This is a genomic window from Rhodococcus sp. Q1, from assembly GCF_004153645.1.
Classification (GTDB): Bacteria; Actinomycetota; Actinomycetes; order Mycobacteriales; family Mycobacteriaceae; genus Rhodococcus; species Rhodococcus gordoniae.
Genome location: NZ_SDMJ01000001.1, coordinates 329,168 through 345,377 on the forward strand (window position 1 = coordinate 329,168; position 16,210 = coordinate 345,377).

At 67.4% G+C, this 16,210-nt stretch carries 17 protein-coding genes; 11 read left to right on the forward strand and 6 right to left on the reverse strand.

Translation table 11 applies throughout. The features are described from left to right. Positions 1–40 precede the first annotated feature (40 nt). Positions 41–628, reverse strand: a complete 588-nt coding sequence (locus EQ874_RS01515) for a TetR/AcrR family transcriptional regulator (RefSeq protein WP_129975132.1) — start codon at positions 626–628, stop codon at positions 41–43. Positions 629–707: 79 nt separating this feature from the next. Between EQ874_RS01515 and EQ874_RS01520 the strand changes: the two genes are divergently transcribed. The 3 genes from EQ874_RS01520 to EQ874_RS01530 are packed head-to-tail and all read left to right on the forward strand — an operon-like array spanning position 708 to position 3,786. Continuing rightward, entirely contained in the window at positions 708–1,940 is a 1,233-nt protein-coding gene (locus EQ874_RS01520; RefSeq protein WP_064062327.1) for an acyl-CoA dehydrogenase family protein, read from the forward strand. 17 nt (positions 1,941–1,957) lie between these two features. Then, on the forward strand, positions 1,958–3,031 hold the full coding sequence (locus tag EQ874_RS01525) for a phosphotransferase family protein (RefSeq protein WP_129975134.1): 1,074 nt from the start codon (positions 1,958–1,960) through the stop codon (positions 3,029–3,031). Beyond that, positions 3,028–3,786 carry an SDR family oxidoreductase gene (locus EQ874_RS01530; RefSeq protein ID WP_129975136.1) on the forward strand — a complete coding sequence of 253 codons (759 nt, stop codon included), beginning with the start codon at positions 3,028–3,030 and terminating at the stop codon, positions 3,784–3,786. The genes EQ874_RS01525 and EQ874_RS01530 overlap by 4 nt, the downstream gene beginning before the upstream one ends. 88 nt (positions 3,787–3,874) lie before the next feature. Here EQ874_RS01530 and EQ874_RS01535 read toward each other — a convergent pair whose 3' ends face one another. Both EQ874_RS01535 and EQ874_RS01540 read right to left on the reverse strand, forming a co-directional pair. Next, entirely contained in the window at positions 3,875–4,975 is a 1,101-nt protein-coding gene (locus EQ874_RS01535; protein WP_016932951.1) for an inositol-3-phosphate synthase, read from the reverse strand. Then, complete coding sequence (locus tag EQ874_RS01540) at positions 4,968–5,525, reverse strand: PadR family transcriptional regulator (protein ID WP_129975138.1); 558 nt, start codon at positions 5,523–5,525, stop codon at positions 4,968–4,970. The genes EQ874_RS01535 and EQ874_RS01540 overlap by 8 nt, the downstream gene beginning before the upstream one ends. 211 nt (positions 5,526–5,736) lie before the next feature. On the opposite strand from EQ874_RS01540, the gene EQ874_RS01545 reads away from it, so the two are divergent. From EQ874_RS01545 to EQ874_RS01565, 4 genes are all read left to right on the forward strand, one after another. Beyond that, complete coding sequence (locus EQ874_RS01545; protein WP_051017502.1) at positions 5,737–6,159, forward strand: DUF5318 domain-containing protein; 423 nt, start codon at positions 5,737–5,739, stop codon at positions 6,157–6,159. Between the two features lie 628 nt (positions 6,160–6,787). Further along, a complete protein-coding gene (locus EQ874_RS01555; protein ID WP_165369173.1) occupies positions 6,788–9,406 on the forward strand; it encodes a transglycosylase domain-containing protein in 2,619 nt (872 codons plus the stop codon). Between the two features lie 9 nt (positions 9,407–9,415). Beyond that, complete coding sequence (locus EQ874_RS01560; RefSeq protein ID WP_129975140.1) at positions 9,416–11,008, forward strand: glycosyltransferase 87 family protein; 1,593 nt, start codon at positions 9,416–9,418, stop codon at positions 11,006–11,008. A gap of 29 nt (positions 11,009–11,037) precedes the next feature. Continuing rightward, positions 11,038–11,520, forward strand: a complete 483-nt coding sequence (locus EQ874_RS01565) for a hypothetical protein (RefSeq protein WP_064062332.1) — start codon at positions 11,038–11,040, stop codon at positions 11,518–11,520. 280 nt (positions 11,521–11,800) lie between these two features. Here the strand turns inward: EQ874_RS01565 and EQ874_RS01575 are convergent, their stop codons facing one another. From EQ874_RS01575 to EQ874_RS01585, 3 genes are read right to left on the reverse strand one after another with little or no spacing between them, the layout of a single operon-like run. Continuing rightward, complete coding sequence (locus tag EQ874_RS01575) at positions 11,801–12,211, reverse strand: DUF2752 domain-containing protein (RefSeq protein ID WP_064062333.1); 411 nt, start codon at positions 12,209–12,211, stop codon at positions 11,801–11,803. Next, the gene (locus tag EQ874_RS01580) at positions 12,208–12,795 is read right to left on the reverse strand and encodes a GNAT family protein (RefSeq protein ID WP_129975142.1); all 588 of its coding nucleotides are present in this window, start codon (positions 12,793–12,795) and stop codon (positions 12,208–12,210) included. The genes EQ874_RS01575 and EQ874_RS01580 overlap by 4 nt, the downstream gene beginning before the upstream one ends. Next, positions 12,792–14,135, reverse strand: a complete 1,344-nt coding sequence (locus tag EQ874_RS01585; RefSeq protein WP_064062335.1) for a glycosyltransferase 87 family protein — start codon at positions 14,133–14,135, stop codon at positions 12,792–12,794. Before EQ874_RS01585 ends, EQ874_RS01580 begins: the two co-directional genes overlap by 4 nt. Positions 14,136–14,289: 154 nt before the next feature. Between EQ874_RS01585 and rpsF the strand changes: the two genes are divergently transcribed. From rpsF to rplI, 4 genes are all read left to right on the forward strand, one after another. Beyond that, complete coding sequence (gene rpsF / locus EQ874_RS01590) at positions 14,290–14,577, forward strand: 30S ribosomal protein S6 (RefSeq protein WP_016931707.1); 288 nt, start codon at positions 14,290–14,292, stop codon at positions 14,575–14,577. 64 nt (positions 14,578–14,641) lie between these two features. Continuing rightward, on the forward strand, positions 14,642–15,160 hold the full coding sequence (locus EQ874_RS01595; RefSeq protein ID WP_064062336.1) for a single-stranded DNA-binding protein: 519 nt from the start codon (positions 14,642–14,644) through the stop codon (positions 15,158–15,160). A 41-nt stretch (positions 15,161–15,201) separates the two neighbouring features. After that, positions 15,202–15,444 carry a 30S ribosomal protein S18 gene (gene rpsR / locus EQ874_RS01600; RefSeq protein WP_006550800.1) on the forward strand — a complete coding sequence of 81 codons (243 nt, stop codon included), beginning with the start codon at positions 15,202–15,204 and terminating at the stop codon, positions 15,442–15,444. Positions 15,445–15,461: 17 nt separating this feature from the next. Beyond that, positions 15,462–15,917: a 50S ribosomal protein L9 gene (rplI, locus tag EQ874_RS01605; protein WP_026002765.1), complete on the forward strand. Its 456-nt coding sequence runs from the start codon at positions 15,462–15,464 to the stop codon at positions 15,915–15,917. The last annotated feature ends 293 nt before the right edge of the window (positions 15,918–16,210 follow it).

The following is a 16,210-nucleotide window of genomic DNA, read 5'->3' on the forward strand; positions in this document are numbered from 1 at the left end:
ATGTACTCCACCCCTTCGTCGTCGACGAGCCGGCCGGGGACTACGACCCCGTCAGCACCGTCGGCAGCAGGGCGGCCGAATAGTCGACGACCTCGTCGATGCTCGGCGTCCCGTCGCGGAACCGGTCGATCGCCAGCGACTCCACGAGTGCCCACCAGGCCCGCAGCCGCATTCGGGTCACGCGGGTGTCGTCGCAGCCCAGCGCCGCGACGACTCGCCCGACCATGGTGTCGCGCATAGAGTCGTGGATGTCGCGGATCTGGGGGTCGGATCCGACGCCGCTGTGGAAGAAGGCCTGATAGTTGTCGCCGTGGCGGTCGATGAACGAGACGAACGGGTGCACTACGGCCCGGAGCGGATCCTGCTCGTCCGGGTCGGGATCCGCGGCGCGGAGCAACCGGCGTGACGCGGCGCCGACGACCGCGACGTAGAAGTCCTGCTTGGTGGGGAAATAACGGAACAGCAGGCCGCGGGAGATACCGGCGATCTCGGCGACGCGGTCGATGGACAGGGCGTGGATGGGCCGGGTCGACAGTTCCTGCAGTCCGATGGCGACGAGTTGCCGGCGACGTTCCTCCGGCGGCAGACGACGCCGGCCTGTGGATGCCTCTTGTCGCGGGGTGCTCACACCGATAGCCTAACTGAGCATCGCTCAGTTAAGGCCGCCCGGCCGGGCAGTTCCCGGTCGACTCGACGGAAGGCACCCGATGGATTTCGCACAGTCCGAGCGCAGTCGCGACTATCTCGAACGTCTGCGGGCGTTCATCGCAGGCGAGGTCACGCCTGTCGAGCAGCAACTGCGGGCCGCGCGACGCACGGCGGGTGAAGGACGACGCGACATCGACGCCGCCGAGAGGTGGGCCGTCTCCCCCGAATTCCGCGAGCTGCAGCGCAAGGCCCGCGCCGAGGGGCTGTGGAACCTCTTCCTTCCCGACGCCGAACTCGGTGCCGGATTGTCGAACGTCGACTACGCCCCGCTCGCCGAGGAGATGGGCCGCTCGCCGTTCGTCTCCGCGGTGTTCAACTGCGACGCGCCCGACACCGGCAACATGGAGGTGCTCTATCACTACGGCAGCGCCGCGCAGAAGGAGCAGTGGCTGCGGCCCCTGCTCGACGGCGAGATCCGCTCGGCTTTCTGCATGACCGAACCCGAGGTCGCCTCGTCGGACGCCACCAACATGGCCGCGACCGCCGTGGTCGACGGCGACGAGATCGTCCTCGACGGCCGCAAATGGTGGAGCACCGGCATCGGCCACCCCGACTGCAAGGTGCTCATCTTCATGGGCCTGACCGATCCGGAAGCCCACAAGTACCAAAGACATTCGATGGTGCTCGTGCCCATCGACACGCCGGGCGTCGAGGTCGAGCGCATGCTCCCGACGATGGGCTTCTTCGACGAGCCCAGCGGCCACGGCGAGGTGTCCTTCACCGACGTGCGCCTGCCGCTCGACGCCGTCATCGCGGGCCCCGGAAGGGGATTCGAGATCGCGCAGGGACGCCTCGGACCGGGACGCATCCACCACTGCATGCGCCTCGTCGGGCTCGCCGAGCGCACTCTCGAGCTCGCGTGCCGTCGCGGTCTCGAACGCACCGCCTTCGGCAAGCCGATCATCGATCTCGGCGGCAACCGGGAACGGATCGCCGACGCGCGCATCGCGATCAACCAGCTGCGTCTGCTCGTCCTGCACGCGGCATGGCTGCTCGACACACAGGGACTCGCCGGGGCACGCTCGGCGGTCTCCGAGATCAAGGTGGTCGCACCGCGCGTGACCCAGCAGATCGCCGACTTCGCCATCCAGATCCACGGCGGCGGTGGGCTCTCCGACGACTTCCCCCTCGCCGGTGCATGGACGGCGGCACGCGCACTGCGGCTGGCGGACGGGCCCGACGAGGTGCACCAGGGGCTTGTCGCCCGGTTCGAACTCGGCAAGTACGCGTGAGACGGGAGATTCCGACGATGACCGCACTTCCCGACAACGCCCGCACCGTTCGCGACGAGGACGCCTTCGACGTCGACGCGGTCGCCGCCTGGCTCGACGAGAACGCCGGTATCCGAGGGGTACCGGAGGTTCGCCAGTTCTCCGGCGGCGCATCCAATCTCACCTATCTGCTGCGGTATCCGGACCGCGATCTCGTGCTGCGTCGCCCGCCGGCGGGGGCGAAGCCGTCGTCGGGGCACGACATGGCACGCGAGTACCGCATCCAGTCGATGCTCGCACCGGTCTACCCGTACGTTCCCACCATGGTCGGCCTGTGCACCGATCGCGGTGTGCTCGGCAGCGACTTCTACGTCATGGACCGGGTTCCCGGCACCATCCTGCGGACGAATCCGCCCACCGACCTCGACCTCACCGAGGCGGACACCCGCACATTGTGCCTGCGCATCGTCGACCTGCTCGTCGAACTGCACGGCATCGATCCGGAGTCCGCAGGACTGTCCGAACTGGGTCGCGGTTCCGGCTACGTCGCACGGCAGGTCGCGGGCTGGACGTCGCGCTACACCAAGGCCCGCACCGACAACGTCCCCGACTTCGCCCGTGTCACCACGTGGTTGGCGGCGCGGCAACCCGAGGACGTCGCACAGACCGTGATCCACGGCGACTTCCGCCTCGACAACATCGTTCTCGACGAGAACGACCCGCTGAAGCCGGTTGCGGTGCTCGACTGGGAACTGGCCACCATCGGCGACCCCCTGATGGATCTCGGATCGTCGCTCGCCTACTGGGTGCAGGCGGACGACGACGACATGCTGCTGCTCACGAAGCGGCAACCGTCCGACCTGCCCGGCATGCTCACCCGGCAGGAGATCGTCGAATATTATTCCGAGCGAACCGGATTACCGGTGGACGGCTGGGGATTCTACGAGGTGTTCGGACTGTTCCGCCTCGCCGTGATCGCCCAGCAGATCTACTACCGCTACCACCACGGCCACACCACCAATCCGGCCTTCGAGGACTTCTGGATCGTGGTCGGCTACCTCGAATCCCGTTGCAGTGCATTGATCGATCGATACGAGAAGGAGAACCGATGAGCCGCCCGCAGCGACGGAACATCCTCATCACCGGTGCGAGTTCCGGGCTCGGTGCCGGTATGGCGCGTGAATTCGCGGCGCGTGGAAGGAATCTCGCGCTCGCCGCCCGTCGCGTCGAACGGCTCGAGGAGTTGCAGGACGAACTGCTCGCCGCGCACCCGGGCATCACCGTGAGCGTGCGCGCCCTCGACGTGAACCGGCACGACGACGTGTTCACCGTCTTCCGCGAGTTCGACGACGAGCTCGGCGGTCTCGACCGGGTGATCGTCAATGCCGGTCTCGGCAAGGGGCAGCCCCTGGGCACCGGTTACTTCCGTGCCAATGTCCAGACTGCGAACACCAACTTCCTCGGTGCGCTCGCGCAGAGTGAAGCGGCGCTCGAACTCATGCGCCCCCGCGGGCGCGGCCACGTCGTGCTGATCTCGTCGATGAGTGCGCTCCGCGGCATGCCGCGCAACCTGACGACCTATGCCGCGTCCAAGGCCGCCGTCGCCTCTCTCGGTGAGGGGATGCGTGCCGACCTCGCCGACACCGATATCTCGGTGAGCACGATCTTCCCCGGATACATCCGGTCGGAGATCAACGAGAAGGTGAAGAAGGTCCCGTTCATCGTCGACACCGAAACAGGTTGTCGCGCACTGGCTGCTGCGATCGAAAAGGAGCCCGCCAAGGCGTATGTGCCGGGATGGCCGTGGATTCCGCTCGGTTACGCCATGAAGGTGCTGCCGCTGTCGGTGATCCGGAAGATGGCGTAGACGGGGTCGGAACCCGCAGAGCGACAACGACGAAGGCCGCATCCCGAAAGGATGCGGCCTTCGTCGGAAATCGCTCCGGAGAGCGGCTCTACGCGTCGGCTCCGATGATGAACGCCTCGAGCTCGGCGCGTGCCGTGTCGTCGGCCATCTGGACCGGCGGGGACTTCATCAGGTAGGCCGAAGCCGGGAGGATCGGGCCACCGATGCCGCGGTCCTTGGCGATCTTCGCCGCGCGGATGGCGTCGATGATGATGCCGGCGGAGTTCGGGGAGTCCCACACCTCGAGCTTGTACTCGAGGTTGAGCGGGGCATCGCCGAAGGCGCGACCCTCGAGGCGGACGTACGCCCACTTGCGGTCGTCGAGCCACTGCACGTAGTCGGAGGGACCGATGTGCACGTCGCGGTCGTGGACCTTGCCGGCCAGCGGGCCGTTGAGGTTCGAGGTGACGGCCTGGGTCTTGGAGACCTTCTTGGACTCGAGACGCTCACGCTCGAGCATGTTCTTGAAGTCCATGTTGCCGCCGACGTTGAGCTGGTACGTGCGGTCGAGCACGACACCGCGGTCCTCGAAGAGCTTCGCCATCACGCGGTGGGTGATGGTGGCGCCGACCTGCGACTTGATGTCGTCGCCGACGATCGGGACACCGGCGTCGGTGAACTTCTGCGCCCACTCGGGATCGGAGGCGATGAACACGGGGAGGGCGTTGACGAAGGCGACACCGGCATCGATGGCGCACTGCGCGTAGAACTTGTCGGCCTCTTCGGAACCCACGGGGAGGTAGGAGACGAGAACGTCGACCTCGGCGTCCTTCAGTGCCTTGACCACGTCGACGGGCTCGGCGTCGGAGAGCTCGATGGTCTCGGAGTAGTACTTGCCGATACCGTCGAGCGTGTGGCCGCGCTGGACGGGCACGCCGAGCGGCGGCACGTCGGCGATCTTGATGGTGTTGTTCTCGCTCGCGAGGATCGCCTCGGACAGGTCGAAGCCGACCTTCTTGGCGTCCACATCGAACGCGGCGACGAACTTGACGTCGCGCACGTGGTAGCGACCGAATTCGACGTGCATCAGACCGGGGACGGTGGTCTCGGCGTCCGCATCCTTGTAGTACTCGACGCCCTGGACCAGGGAGGAGGCACAGTTCCCCACGCCCACAATGGCCACGCGCACCGCGGTGCTGTTCTCACCCATGGTCGGGTTCTCCTTCTTTGTTGCGTGCTGCTGACGACTGCTCGGCGGCGATGAGTTCGTTGAGCCAGCGCACTTCGCGCTCGCTCGACTCGAGGCCGAGCTGATGGAGCTGACGGGTGTAACGATCGAGAGTGCCGCTGGCCCGTCCGATCGCATCGCGGAGCGCTTCTCTGCGCTCCTCGACCTGGCGGCGCCTGCCTTCGAGAATTCGCATCCGCGCTTCGGCGGGGGTGCGACCGAAGAAGGCGAGGTGCACGCCGAATCCGTCATCGGTGTAGTTCTGCGGTCCCGTGTCGGCGACCAGCTCGGTGAAGCGTTCTCGCCCCTTCGGGGTGAGCTGGTAGACGCGGCGGGCACGTCGCTTCACGGGACCGGGAGTTCCCGAATTCTCTTCGATGAGGCCGTCCGCCTGCATCCTCCGCAGGGTCGGATAGAGCGACCCGTAGGAGAAGGCACGGAAGGCCCCGAGGAGCCCGGTCAGACGCTTGCGCAGCTCGTAGCCGTGCATGGGCGACTCGAGGAGGAGCCCGAGTATCGCCAATTCCAGCACGGGTCACCTCCTGTTTCCGTTCGAACCAACCGATTGATACGACGCAGAACTATATCGTGCCGATATATTCGACGATACGCCGCACGGGCTGGATGTCACACGACGTTCCGGACGGACATCCCTCTCCGGAGTCGACCGGGACCACACGGGTTCGTATCGAGTGGGCGACTCCACGCCCATCGCCCCATCGCCCGCACGTACTCTGGAAGCCGTGCGAATTCAGCGGCAGGTGGTGGACTACGCGTTGCAGCGGCGCTCGCTGCTCGCGGAGGTCTACTCGGGGCGGCGCGGAGTCAGCGAGGTCTGCGACGCGAGCCCCTATCTGCTGCGGGCGGCGAAATTCCACGGACGGGGCAGCGATGTGGTGTGCCCCATCTGCCGTAAGGAGCAGTTGACCCTCGTCTCGTGGGTCTTCGGCGACAAGCTCGGTCCGGTGTCCGGGTCGGCGCGCACTCCCGAGGAGCTGGTGCGTCTGGCCGCCAGCCAGGAGGAATTCTCGGTCCATCTGGTCGAGGTGTGCCGTACCTGTAGCTGGAACCACCTGGTGCAGTCGTACGTCCTGGGCTCGCAACCTGCCCCCAAGAGCCCGCGTCGCCGGTCGACGGGATCGAGCCGTCGTACCGCCAGCGAGTGAAGGGGCACCGGCGACGTGCCCGTACGCTTTCCTCTGGAGTTCGCTCCTGGGTCCGACCCGCACGACCTGATCGTCGCGTCGTCCGCTGCGCACATCGTCGAACGGCTGCCGTCCACCGGCGTCGTCGATCGGCTGTCCGTGGAGCAGTGTCGAGGCCGCGGCGTGATGCGTCGCGAGAACAGTTGGAGATGAGTACGTGAGTTCCCCCGACAACGAACCCGAGGACAACAAGGTTGTTCCGCCCCGGCGCGGTGGTCCTGCCGGACCGCAGCCCGGGCCGCAACGCCCCGGTCCTCCTGCCGGTCAGGGACAGCAGCGCCCTGCTCCGGGCCCGGTGCAGGGTCGCCCGTTGCCTCCGCAGCCCCGACCGCAGGGTCAACCGGGAGCACCGGGGCAACCGGGAGCACCGGGGCAACCGGGAGCACCGGGGCAGCCGGGTCGCCCGGGGGGTCAAGGACAGCCGAGCGGTCCCGCCGGCCCGCCGCCGCGTCCCGGCGCACGCCCGCCGTACCCGCCGCAAGCTCCCGGTCAGGGGCCGCGTCCCCAAGGTCCCGGACAAGGTCAGGGACCGCAGGGACCGGGTCCCCAGCAGGGCCGGCCGGGGCAGCCTTACCCGCCGCGCGGACCGATGCCCGCCCCGGGTGCGAACCCGCCGCGTAATCCCGACCAGCCGATGCCGCGTCCCGGCACGTTGCCCCCCGTCCAGCGCTCGCCGCAGGCCGATCCGACCGTTGCGATGCGTCCCGGAGCGGACGCCCCGGCACAGCGTTCCGGAGCGGACGCCCAGGCACAGCGTCCCGGAGCGGACGCCCCGACCCAGCGGGTTGCCGCGTCGACACCCGTCGGCGGTGCCGATCGTGCGGGTGAGGCGCCCACGACCCGCGTCGCCGGGGGCCCGCCTGCGGGTGGTCCTCCCACCGTTCCGCCCGGTGGCGGTTCCGGCGGCGGGGCCGGTGGCGGAAAGGGCGACGGCAGGAGCAACCACTGGCGCACGATCCGCCGGGTCGGTTACGGCGTGGTCGCCGCGGGCATCCTCGCCCCGATCCTCATGTTCATGCTGGCGTACGTCGTCCAGGACGTGCCGCGTCCGGGTGAGCTTCAGACGAACCAGGCCGCGACCATCTTCAATTCCGACGGTGAGGGCGTCATCACGAAGGTGATCCCGCCGGAGGGCAACCGCACCGAGGTCGAACTCGATGCGATTCCCGTGCACGTCCGCAATGCCGTACTGGCCGCCGAGGACCGCGATTTCTACAGCAATCCCGGCTTCTCGATCACCGGTTTCGCGCGCGCTGCCCGCGACAACGTGCTCGGTCGCGACAGCGCCGGTGGTGGCTCGACCATCACCCAGCAGTACGTGAAGGTCGCGGTCGTCGGTTCCGAGCGGACGTTGACCCGCAAGCTCAAGGAGCTGGTGCTGTCGACGAAGATGGCGAACCAGTGGGCCAAGGACGACATCCTCGCGGCCTATCTCAACACCATCTACTTCGGCCGCGGTGCCTACGGCATCGCAGCGGCGTCGAACGCGTACTTCGGCAAGCCCGTCGGTGAACTCACCGTCGAGGAAGGTGCCGTGCTCGCCTCGTCGATCCAGCTGCCGTCGCTGCTCGATCCCGAGCAGAACCCCGAGGGTGCGGAAGCACGGTGGAACTACGTGCTCGACGGTATGGTCTCCGCCGGCACGCTCGATGCGGCCGAGCGGTCGGGAATGCGGTACCCGGCATACATGCCGATCGCGGAACTCGACAACGGCGACCAGTCGTCCGGTCCCGAGGGGCTGATCAAGAACCAGGTGCTCGCCGAGCTGGCGCGTGAGGGTATCGACGAGAATCTCCTCAACACGGCCGGACTGCAGATCACCACGACGATCGACGCGCAGGCACAGCAGTCGGCGGTCGAGGCGGCGCAGACCAATCTCGAGGGGGAGCCCGAGGAATTGCGCACCGCGGTGGTGTCCGTCGATCCCCGCTCCGGGGCGATCCGCGCCTATTACGGCGGTGAGAGCGGTGTCGGTTACGACTTCGCGCAGTCGGGCCTGCAGACGGGTTCGTCGTTCAAGGTATTCGGTCTGGCGGCCAACCTCGATCAGGGTGTGCCGCTGTCGCAGACCTACGACAGCGGTCCGCTGACGGTCAACGGCATCGAGATCGGCAACGTGGAGGGCGAGTCGTGCGGGCAGTGCACCATCGCCGAAGCCCTGAAGCGGTCGTTGAACACGAGTTTCTACCGGATGATGCTCGCGATGGACAACGGCCCGCAGGCCATCGCCGACATGGCGCACAAGCTGGGCATCGCGAAGGAGCTGCCGGGCATCGGCGAGACCCTCACCGAGCCGGACGGTGCCGGCCCCAACTACGGCATCGTCCTGGGTCAGTACCAGTCACGCGTGCTCGACATGGCGTCGGCCTATGCCACGCTCGCGGCGTCCGGCCGTCATCACGAGCCCTATTTCGTGCAGAAGGTCGTGACGTCCGACGGTGAGGTCCTCCTCGACCGCGGCACTCCCACCGGCGAGCAGGTCGTCGACGCGGCGGTGGCCGACAACACCACCTCCGCGATGACCCCGATCGCCGCGTATTCGAACGGTCACGCCCTGGCCGGAGGCCGTCCGTCCGCGGCGAAGACCGGCACCGCCCAGCTCGGTGACACCGGCTCCAACAAGGACGCGTGGATGGTCGGCTACACGCCGTCCCTGTCGACCGCGGTGTGGGTCGGCACGGAGGAGGGACTGCCGCTGGAGAACAGCTGGGGCGGCATGATCTACGGCTCGGGCATCCCGTCGGACATCTGGAAGGACACGATGGACGGCGCTCTCGAGGGCACCGAGGTCGAGTCGTTCCCGAAGCCGGCAGCGATCGCCGGTGTCTCCGGGGTACCGGCCTGGACCGCGACGACCACCGCCCCGGCCACCCGTCAGGAGACCACCACCTCGCGTGTGGTGCCGAGCCTGCCGGAGGTTCCCGAGATCACCACTCAGAACGTGGAGATCTTCCCCGGTGTCACGATCCCGGTTCCGGGTGTCGCTCCGCAGACGACCACCCAGAGCGTGCCCACCCGTCCCGGTACCGGTGGTCAGCAGGAGGAGAGCGAGGACACCGGCGGCGGAACCGGTGGTGGCACGGGAGACGAGTCAGACGGCGGTGGATCGCCTCCGCAGAACCGCATCCCGGGACTCGAGAGCCCCGCGATTCCGGGCGCGCAGGGCGGTAGTCCCCAGGGCGCGTTCGAATACGCTCCGGCCGGGTAGCCTCGCCGCGTGAGCGACGACCGGCGATCCGACGTCCGGCCGGTGGTGTCCGCTGCACCACCGGCCGAGGATCGTCGTTCCCTGGACTGGCGCGACACCCCCGGGCGCACCGATCCGACGGTGACGCGGCTGACCACGGTCATCGGTGGTCCGGTCGGGCGGCATGCCGTGCTGGGTCGCACCCGCTTCTTCACTCCCCTGCGGGCGATGTTGTTGCTCGCGGTCGTCTTCCTCGCCTTCGGATGGTTCACGAAGGCGGCCTGTGTACAGCAGGGACCCGTCGGATCCGACGGCGCGCTCGGTCTGGACTGGAGCGGCGACCGGCAGTACGTGGCGATGTGTTATTCCGACATCGTTCCGCTCTACGGCGCCGAACGCCTTGCGGAGGGCGCCTTCCCGTACCGGACGTCGTGGGAGGAACCCGGTCCCGACGGGCAGATGCAGACCCGGTACATGGAGTATCCGGTGCTCGCGGGTCTGTACCAGTACGGTTCGATGCGCATCGCGAAGGCGTGGGATGCCACACCGTGGCTTCCCCACGCTCTGCAGGTCGCGATCTACTTCTCGGTCGTCGCGGTCGGGCTCGCGCTCGCCTGGCTCGTCACGGTGTGGGCCACTGCGATGTCGGCGGGCCGGAGGATCTGGGACGCTGCCCTCGTCGCAGCGTCCCCGCTGGTCGTGGTGCACGCGTTCACGAATTTCGATGCCCTGGCCACGGCGTTCGCTGCCGGTGGCCTGCTGGCGTGGGCCAGACGCCGACCGGTTCTCGCCGGTGTCCTGCTCGGTCTCGGTGCGGCGACGAAGTTGTATCCGGTGCTGTTGCTCGGTCCACTGCTGGTGCTGTGTCTGCGTACCGGCCACCTGCGGTCGTTCGCCCGCACCGCAGGAGCTGCTGCCGCCGCATGGCTGGCCGTGAATCTGCCGATCATGGTGTTGTACCCGCGCGGATGGGCGGAGTTCTTCCGCCTCAACTCCGATCGCGGAGCGGATCCCGATTCGATCTACAACGTGCTGCATTCTTTCCTGGGGTGGCCGAGCTGGTCGGCGTCGACCTTCAACGGGGTGTCGCTCGTGCTGTTCGCGGCGGCCTGCATTGTGATCGGCTGGATCGGGCTCACCGCGCCGCGGCGTCCCCGCCTGGCGCAGTTGTGTTTCCTTCTCGTCGCGGCCTTCCTGCTCACCAACAAGGTGTGGAGTCCGCAGTACTCGTTGTGGCTCGTGCCGCTCGCCGTGCTGGCGGTACCCCACCGCCGCGCGCTGCTCGCCTGGATGACGATCGATGCGCTGGTGTGGGTTCCGCGCATGTACTACTACCTGGGCACTGATCGGAAGGGGCTGCCGGAGCAGTGGTTCACCGGCACGGTCTTCCTGCGCGATGTCGCCGTGGTGGCGTTGTGTGCGGTGGTGCTGTGGCAGATCCGGCGTCCGGTGAGGGATCCTGTGCGATACGGCTTCGTCGACGATCCCGTCGGTGGGGTACTCGATCAGGCACCCGATCGTCCGCCCCGGTGGCTGCCCCACAGATTGCGGCCCGCTCACCATCGGGTCACAAGAGAAGAATCATCCGAACGATGGCTGCCGGAGGCGACGTCCTCGCCCTAGGCTCGGAATCGAGCCACGAGGGGGGGCGAATGACGAGCGGCAGATGGAGATTCGGCGCGGGGACGGATGTCACCGCATCGCAGTTCACGACGTGCGAGCTGGCGTGGACGGTCGCGGCCGGCGACGCCACCGCGATCCCGCGACTTCTGCGCGACCTGCATCCGCTCGTGACCGCCTACTTCCGGGCACGCGCGAAAGCCGCCGGAGGCACCTTTGCCGAGGCCGACCGGCTCGCTCCGGCCGCTTGCCGCGCGATCCTCGCCGAACTCGCCGCGCCGTCCGGGGCCGACCGGCCTTTCCTGCGGCTGGCGTACACGGTGGTCTCCGACACTGCCGATTCCGAGTTCGTGAGCTCGGAGGCGATCCCCCTGACTCGTCTCCAGCAGGAGATCCTCATCCTGCGCACCATCGTCGGTCTCGATGCGCGGCAGACCGCGGTGGCTCTCGCCGTCGCGCCGGGACGGGTCGGTCTCGAGCAGCACGCGGCCCTGAGCTCACTGCGCGCAGCCTGAAGCCGGGTGGACGAACAGCGCATCTTCGTGAAGTTCGTCGCTGATATCCGACCTCGTTCCTGCCGGAACGGAAGACCTACGACGTTCCCGACCGAATCCAGGTGTTCTACGGCGGCTCCCCGATCTACGACACGGGCCGTATCGGTGACAGCATCGACGAAGGCACCGGATCGGCGGTGGTGAACGTGCCGGCAGGGAGCGCGGACTCGGTTCTCGTCCGCGTGACCGGTGACCCGGGACGGATCGGGAGCACACGGTCGACTGCCCGGTCCTCCGACGGTCAGATCCGTAGGGCGGTGAACGGCGCGACCGGAATGTTGCGCACGACGAACCACACCGCGGTGAGGACCAGCACGATGTGCGGGGCCCACCGGTATCGCGTCCACCGCGGCATCGGTGTGCCCCGCCTCCTGCTCCACGTCCATGCTCCGAAGACCACGACCAGCACGCCCAGCGCGACCAGGGCGAGGGCGTTGTAGTGCAGCGCGGCCGGCACGTCGAGATGGACGAGCGAATACATCATCCGGGAGGAACCGCAACCGGGACACAGGATTCCGAACAGCGAATAGGTGGGGCAGGGCGGAATGATCCCGCCGGGCGTGGTCGGGTCGGCCCACGCCACCGCTGCGCACACCGCGATCGCACCCGCGGCGACCGCCATGGGGGCTGCGAGCGCGCGCCTCGTCCTCATCGCCTCAGGCGTTCCTCGAGCCGGGCGCGTACCTCCGGCCACTCGTCGTCGGTGAGGGAGAACAACGCGGTGCTCCGCCAACTGCCGTCGCGGCGTCTGCGGTGCTTGCGGAGCAGGCCTTCCTCGGTGGCGCCGAGTCGGCGCAGGGCGTCGCGCGAACGGGTGTTGTGCTCGTCGGCGTGCCAGGTCACACGCACGGATCCCAGCTCGTCGAACGCGCGGTGCAGCAGAAGCAGTTTCGATTCGCTGTTGACGTGGGTCCGTTGCACGCGCGTCGACAGCCAGGTGTAACCGATCACCAGCGTGCGGTAGGTGGGCTCGAGCAGGTAGTACGACGTCGACCCCAGCACCTCGCCGGTCGTCCGGTCGACGATCGCGTAGGGGAGGCGCCCGGGATCGGCCACGGCGTCGCGGACGAAGGCGTGTGCGCTGTCGAGGTCGCGGATCTCGGTGGACGACCACCGGAAGATCGTGTCCGGATCGTCGGCGGCCTTCAGCAGCCCCTCGGCGTGCGAGTCGGTGACGGGCTCGAGTCGGATACGAGGACCCTCGAGGACGGGATGTTCCGTCCAGTTGTCGTTCATCGCCCTCCCCCGGTCGTCGTCGGAGGGCGAGCGTAACCGGTTCGTTCCGTCTGCTGCCACGGAGTTCTGGGCGAGACGCGCAGGAAGACGAAGAACAGCACGACCAGTAGGACCGCACGTCCCCACACCCCGATGTGGACGAGCGTGAGCGGCAGGGCCATGTCCGTTTCGCCGGCGGTGGCGGCGAACCACCGGAAGATGCCGATGCCGATGGCGAGGTCGGCGAGAAGATACGCGGCGACGAGACCCCACGGCACACGCAACAGGATCAGCAGCGGCAGCAGCCACAGGGTGTACTGCGGTGAGTGCACCTTGTGGAAGAGCACGAAACCGCACAGCATCGCGGCACCGGTGCCGAGCCAGGGATAGATGCCGTCGCGCAGGTACCGGCGCCATCCGAGCCACAGCGCGAGCGCGAACGACAGCGCGATCAGCGTCGGCGACAGCTGGGCCACCAGGTCGTTGTATGCGGGGGTGTTCTCGTATCCCTGGTAGCCGCCCATCAACGGCCGCAGCCCCCAGTACCAGATGGAGTTGCTGGTCCCGTCGGCTTCCCGGTTCTGCTGGAAGGCGAACGACGCGCGCCAGCCCTCGTAGCCGAGGAGTGCGAAGGGCAGGTTGATCGCGGCGACCGTGGCCGCCGCCGTGCCCGCGACGGCGAGGGCGCCGGGGACGTCCCGCTTCCGGTCGGAATCCGGCCCGCCGGTGAAGACGTAGGCGACGAGCGGCAGCACGAAGATGCCCGGATAGAGCTTGAGACAGAATCCGACTCCCAGCAGCACCGCCGCGACCACCCCGCGAGTCCGCAGCGACCAGCGTTCGAGCGTCAGCACCGCGACGGCGGCGACGGTGACCGCCACGACCGGCAGGTCCCAGTTGAGGAAGGCGTAGAGCACGAGCGGCGGCGTGAGCGACCACAACAGTGCGGCCCACCCGGCCATCCGGGCGAGCAACCATGCGGTGAGCAGACCGAAGGGCGCGAGCAGGAGAGCCGACTGGAGGAGGAACTCCGCGTCGGTGTGGGCACCGATCGCCCCTACCCACATGAGCACCCCGCTGAGCACGGGGTATTCGACGGTGCCTCCGGTCAGTGCTCCCGAGGAGGTGATCCCTCCGTCGACGAAGGGGAACACGTGCGTGTTGATACCGCGGCCGATCCACAACTGCTGGATGTCGGAATAGCAGACGTTCGCGTCCTTGATGTCCTCGAACCGCAGCGTGCGGCCCTCGGCGTCGAAGGTGGGGCCGGCGCACCGGGCCTTGTTCAGGTAGCCGAACCACGTCATCACCGCGCACGTCAGGACGGCGACGAGTGAGACGGTCCCGGAACTCGTGCGCATGTCCTCACCCTAGGACAAATCCTCTGCCTGCGAAGGCCGGCGATTTCGCTGGTCGCCGGGCTGTCGTGTACCCTTCATGGGTTGCTGACGCAACGACCCTCCTGTCACGGAACGTCCGTGACCGTTCACAGTCCATAGGAGGTGATGAGGTCTTATGCGTCATTACGAATTGATGATCATCCTGGACCCCAGCCTGGACGAGCGCACCGTCGCTCCCTCGCTGGAGACGTTCCTCAACGTCATTCGCCAGGAAGGCGGCAAGGTCGACAAGGTCGACGTGTGGGGTAAGCGCCGTCTCGCCTACGAGATCGCCAAGAACAGCGAAGGCATCTACGCGGTGGTCGACATCAGCGCGACGCCTGCTGCCGTTGCAGAGCTGGATCGCCAGCTCGGCCTGAACGAGTCGGTGCTCCGCACCAAGGTTCTGCGCCACGGCAAGTGAGCCTGTCGGCGCCGGGCCGTAGGCTCTGGCGCATCAGGACTCCCCACACTGCAGGAGGAACCACATGGCAGGCGATACCGTCATCACCGTGGTCGGCAATCTGACCGCCGACCCCGAACTGCGTTTCACCCCCGCGGGTGCTGCGGTTGCGAATTTCACCGTCGCATCCACGCCCCGCGTGTTCGACCGTCAGTCCAACGAATGGAAGGACGGCGAGGCTCTGTTCCTGCGCTGCAACATCTGGCGTGAGGCAGCGGAGAACGTGGCCGAGAGCTTGACTCGCGGCTCGCGTGTGATCGTGCAGGGCCGGCTCAAGCAGCGCAGCTACGAGACGCGTGAAGGCGAGAAGCGCACTGTCGTGGAGCTCGAGGTCGACGAGATCGGCCCCTCGCTCCGTTACGCCACGGCCAAGGTCACCAAGGCCGGTCGCGGCGGCGGTGGCGGAGGCTTCGGTGGTTCCTCCGGTGGATCGGGCGGTGGCCGTCCCGCTCAGAACGCGAACGTCGGCGGAGACGACCCGTGGGGCGATGCCCCGCAGTCGGGCTCCTTCGGCGGTTCCGGGGACGACGAGCCTCCGTTCTGATCCGACCTCGATCGGAACATCCAAAATTACGGAGAACGACCATGCCTAAGTCGCCCGCGCGCGAGAAGGTTTTGAAGAAGAAGGTCTGCACCTTCTGCAAGGAAAAGAACGTGCAGATCGATTACAAGGACACGACGTTGCTGCGCAAGTACGTCAGCGATCGCGGCAAGATCCGCGCTCGCCGCGTCACCGGCAACTGCGTGCAGCACCAGCGCGACGTCGCTGTTGCTGTGAAGAACTCTCGTGAGGTGGCTCTGCTCCCTTACGTCTCGACGACTCGCTGAGGAAAGGGAGGGACACGATGAAGCTCATCCTTACTGCTGACGTGGACAACCTCGGTGCGCCTGGCGACACCGTTGAGGTCAAGGACGGCTACGGCCGCAACTACCTGCTGCCCCGCGGCCTGGCGATCGTTGCCACCCGTGGTGCCCAGAAGCAGGTCGAGGGCATCCGCCGTGCTCAGGAGGCTCGCGCCGTGCGTGGCCTCGAGCACGCCCAGGAGCTCAAGACCGCCATCGAGGGCCTCGAGGACGTCTCGCTGAGCGTCAAGACCTCGAGCGACTCGGGCAAGCTGTTCGGCTCGGTCACCGCTGCCGATGTCGCCGGTGCTCTCAAGGCTGCCGGTGGCCCGGTTGTCGACAAGCGCATCGTCGAGCTGCCCAAGGCTCACATCAAGGCGACCGGTAAGCACCAGATCGTCGTGAAGCTGCACCCGGACGTCACCGCGAAGTTCACACTGAACGTCGTGGCTGCCTGATTCCGGCCTCCCGAGGAGCCCCGCGCCTGCTTGGCGTGGGGCTCCTCGTCGTCTGTGCACAGCCTGTGGATAAACCGGGGGGTAAACCACACCGTTGTGACTCCTCGGAATGTCGTTCGGGGAACGAAAGGGTGAACACGCCCGGCCCTGCGACACGCCGAAATTCTTTTCCTCCACAGGTGTGAGAAGCCTTTTTTTGCTTTCTACCTGGGGAGATGTGAGATGTGAGATGTGTTGTCCCCAGGTTGTGCACATCCGGTGCACAACCCTGTCCTCCCCTTTCCACAATTCAT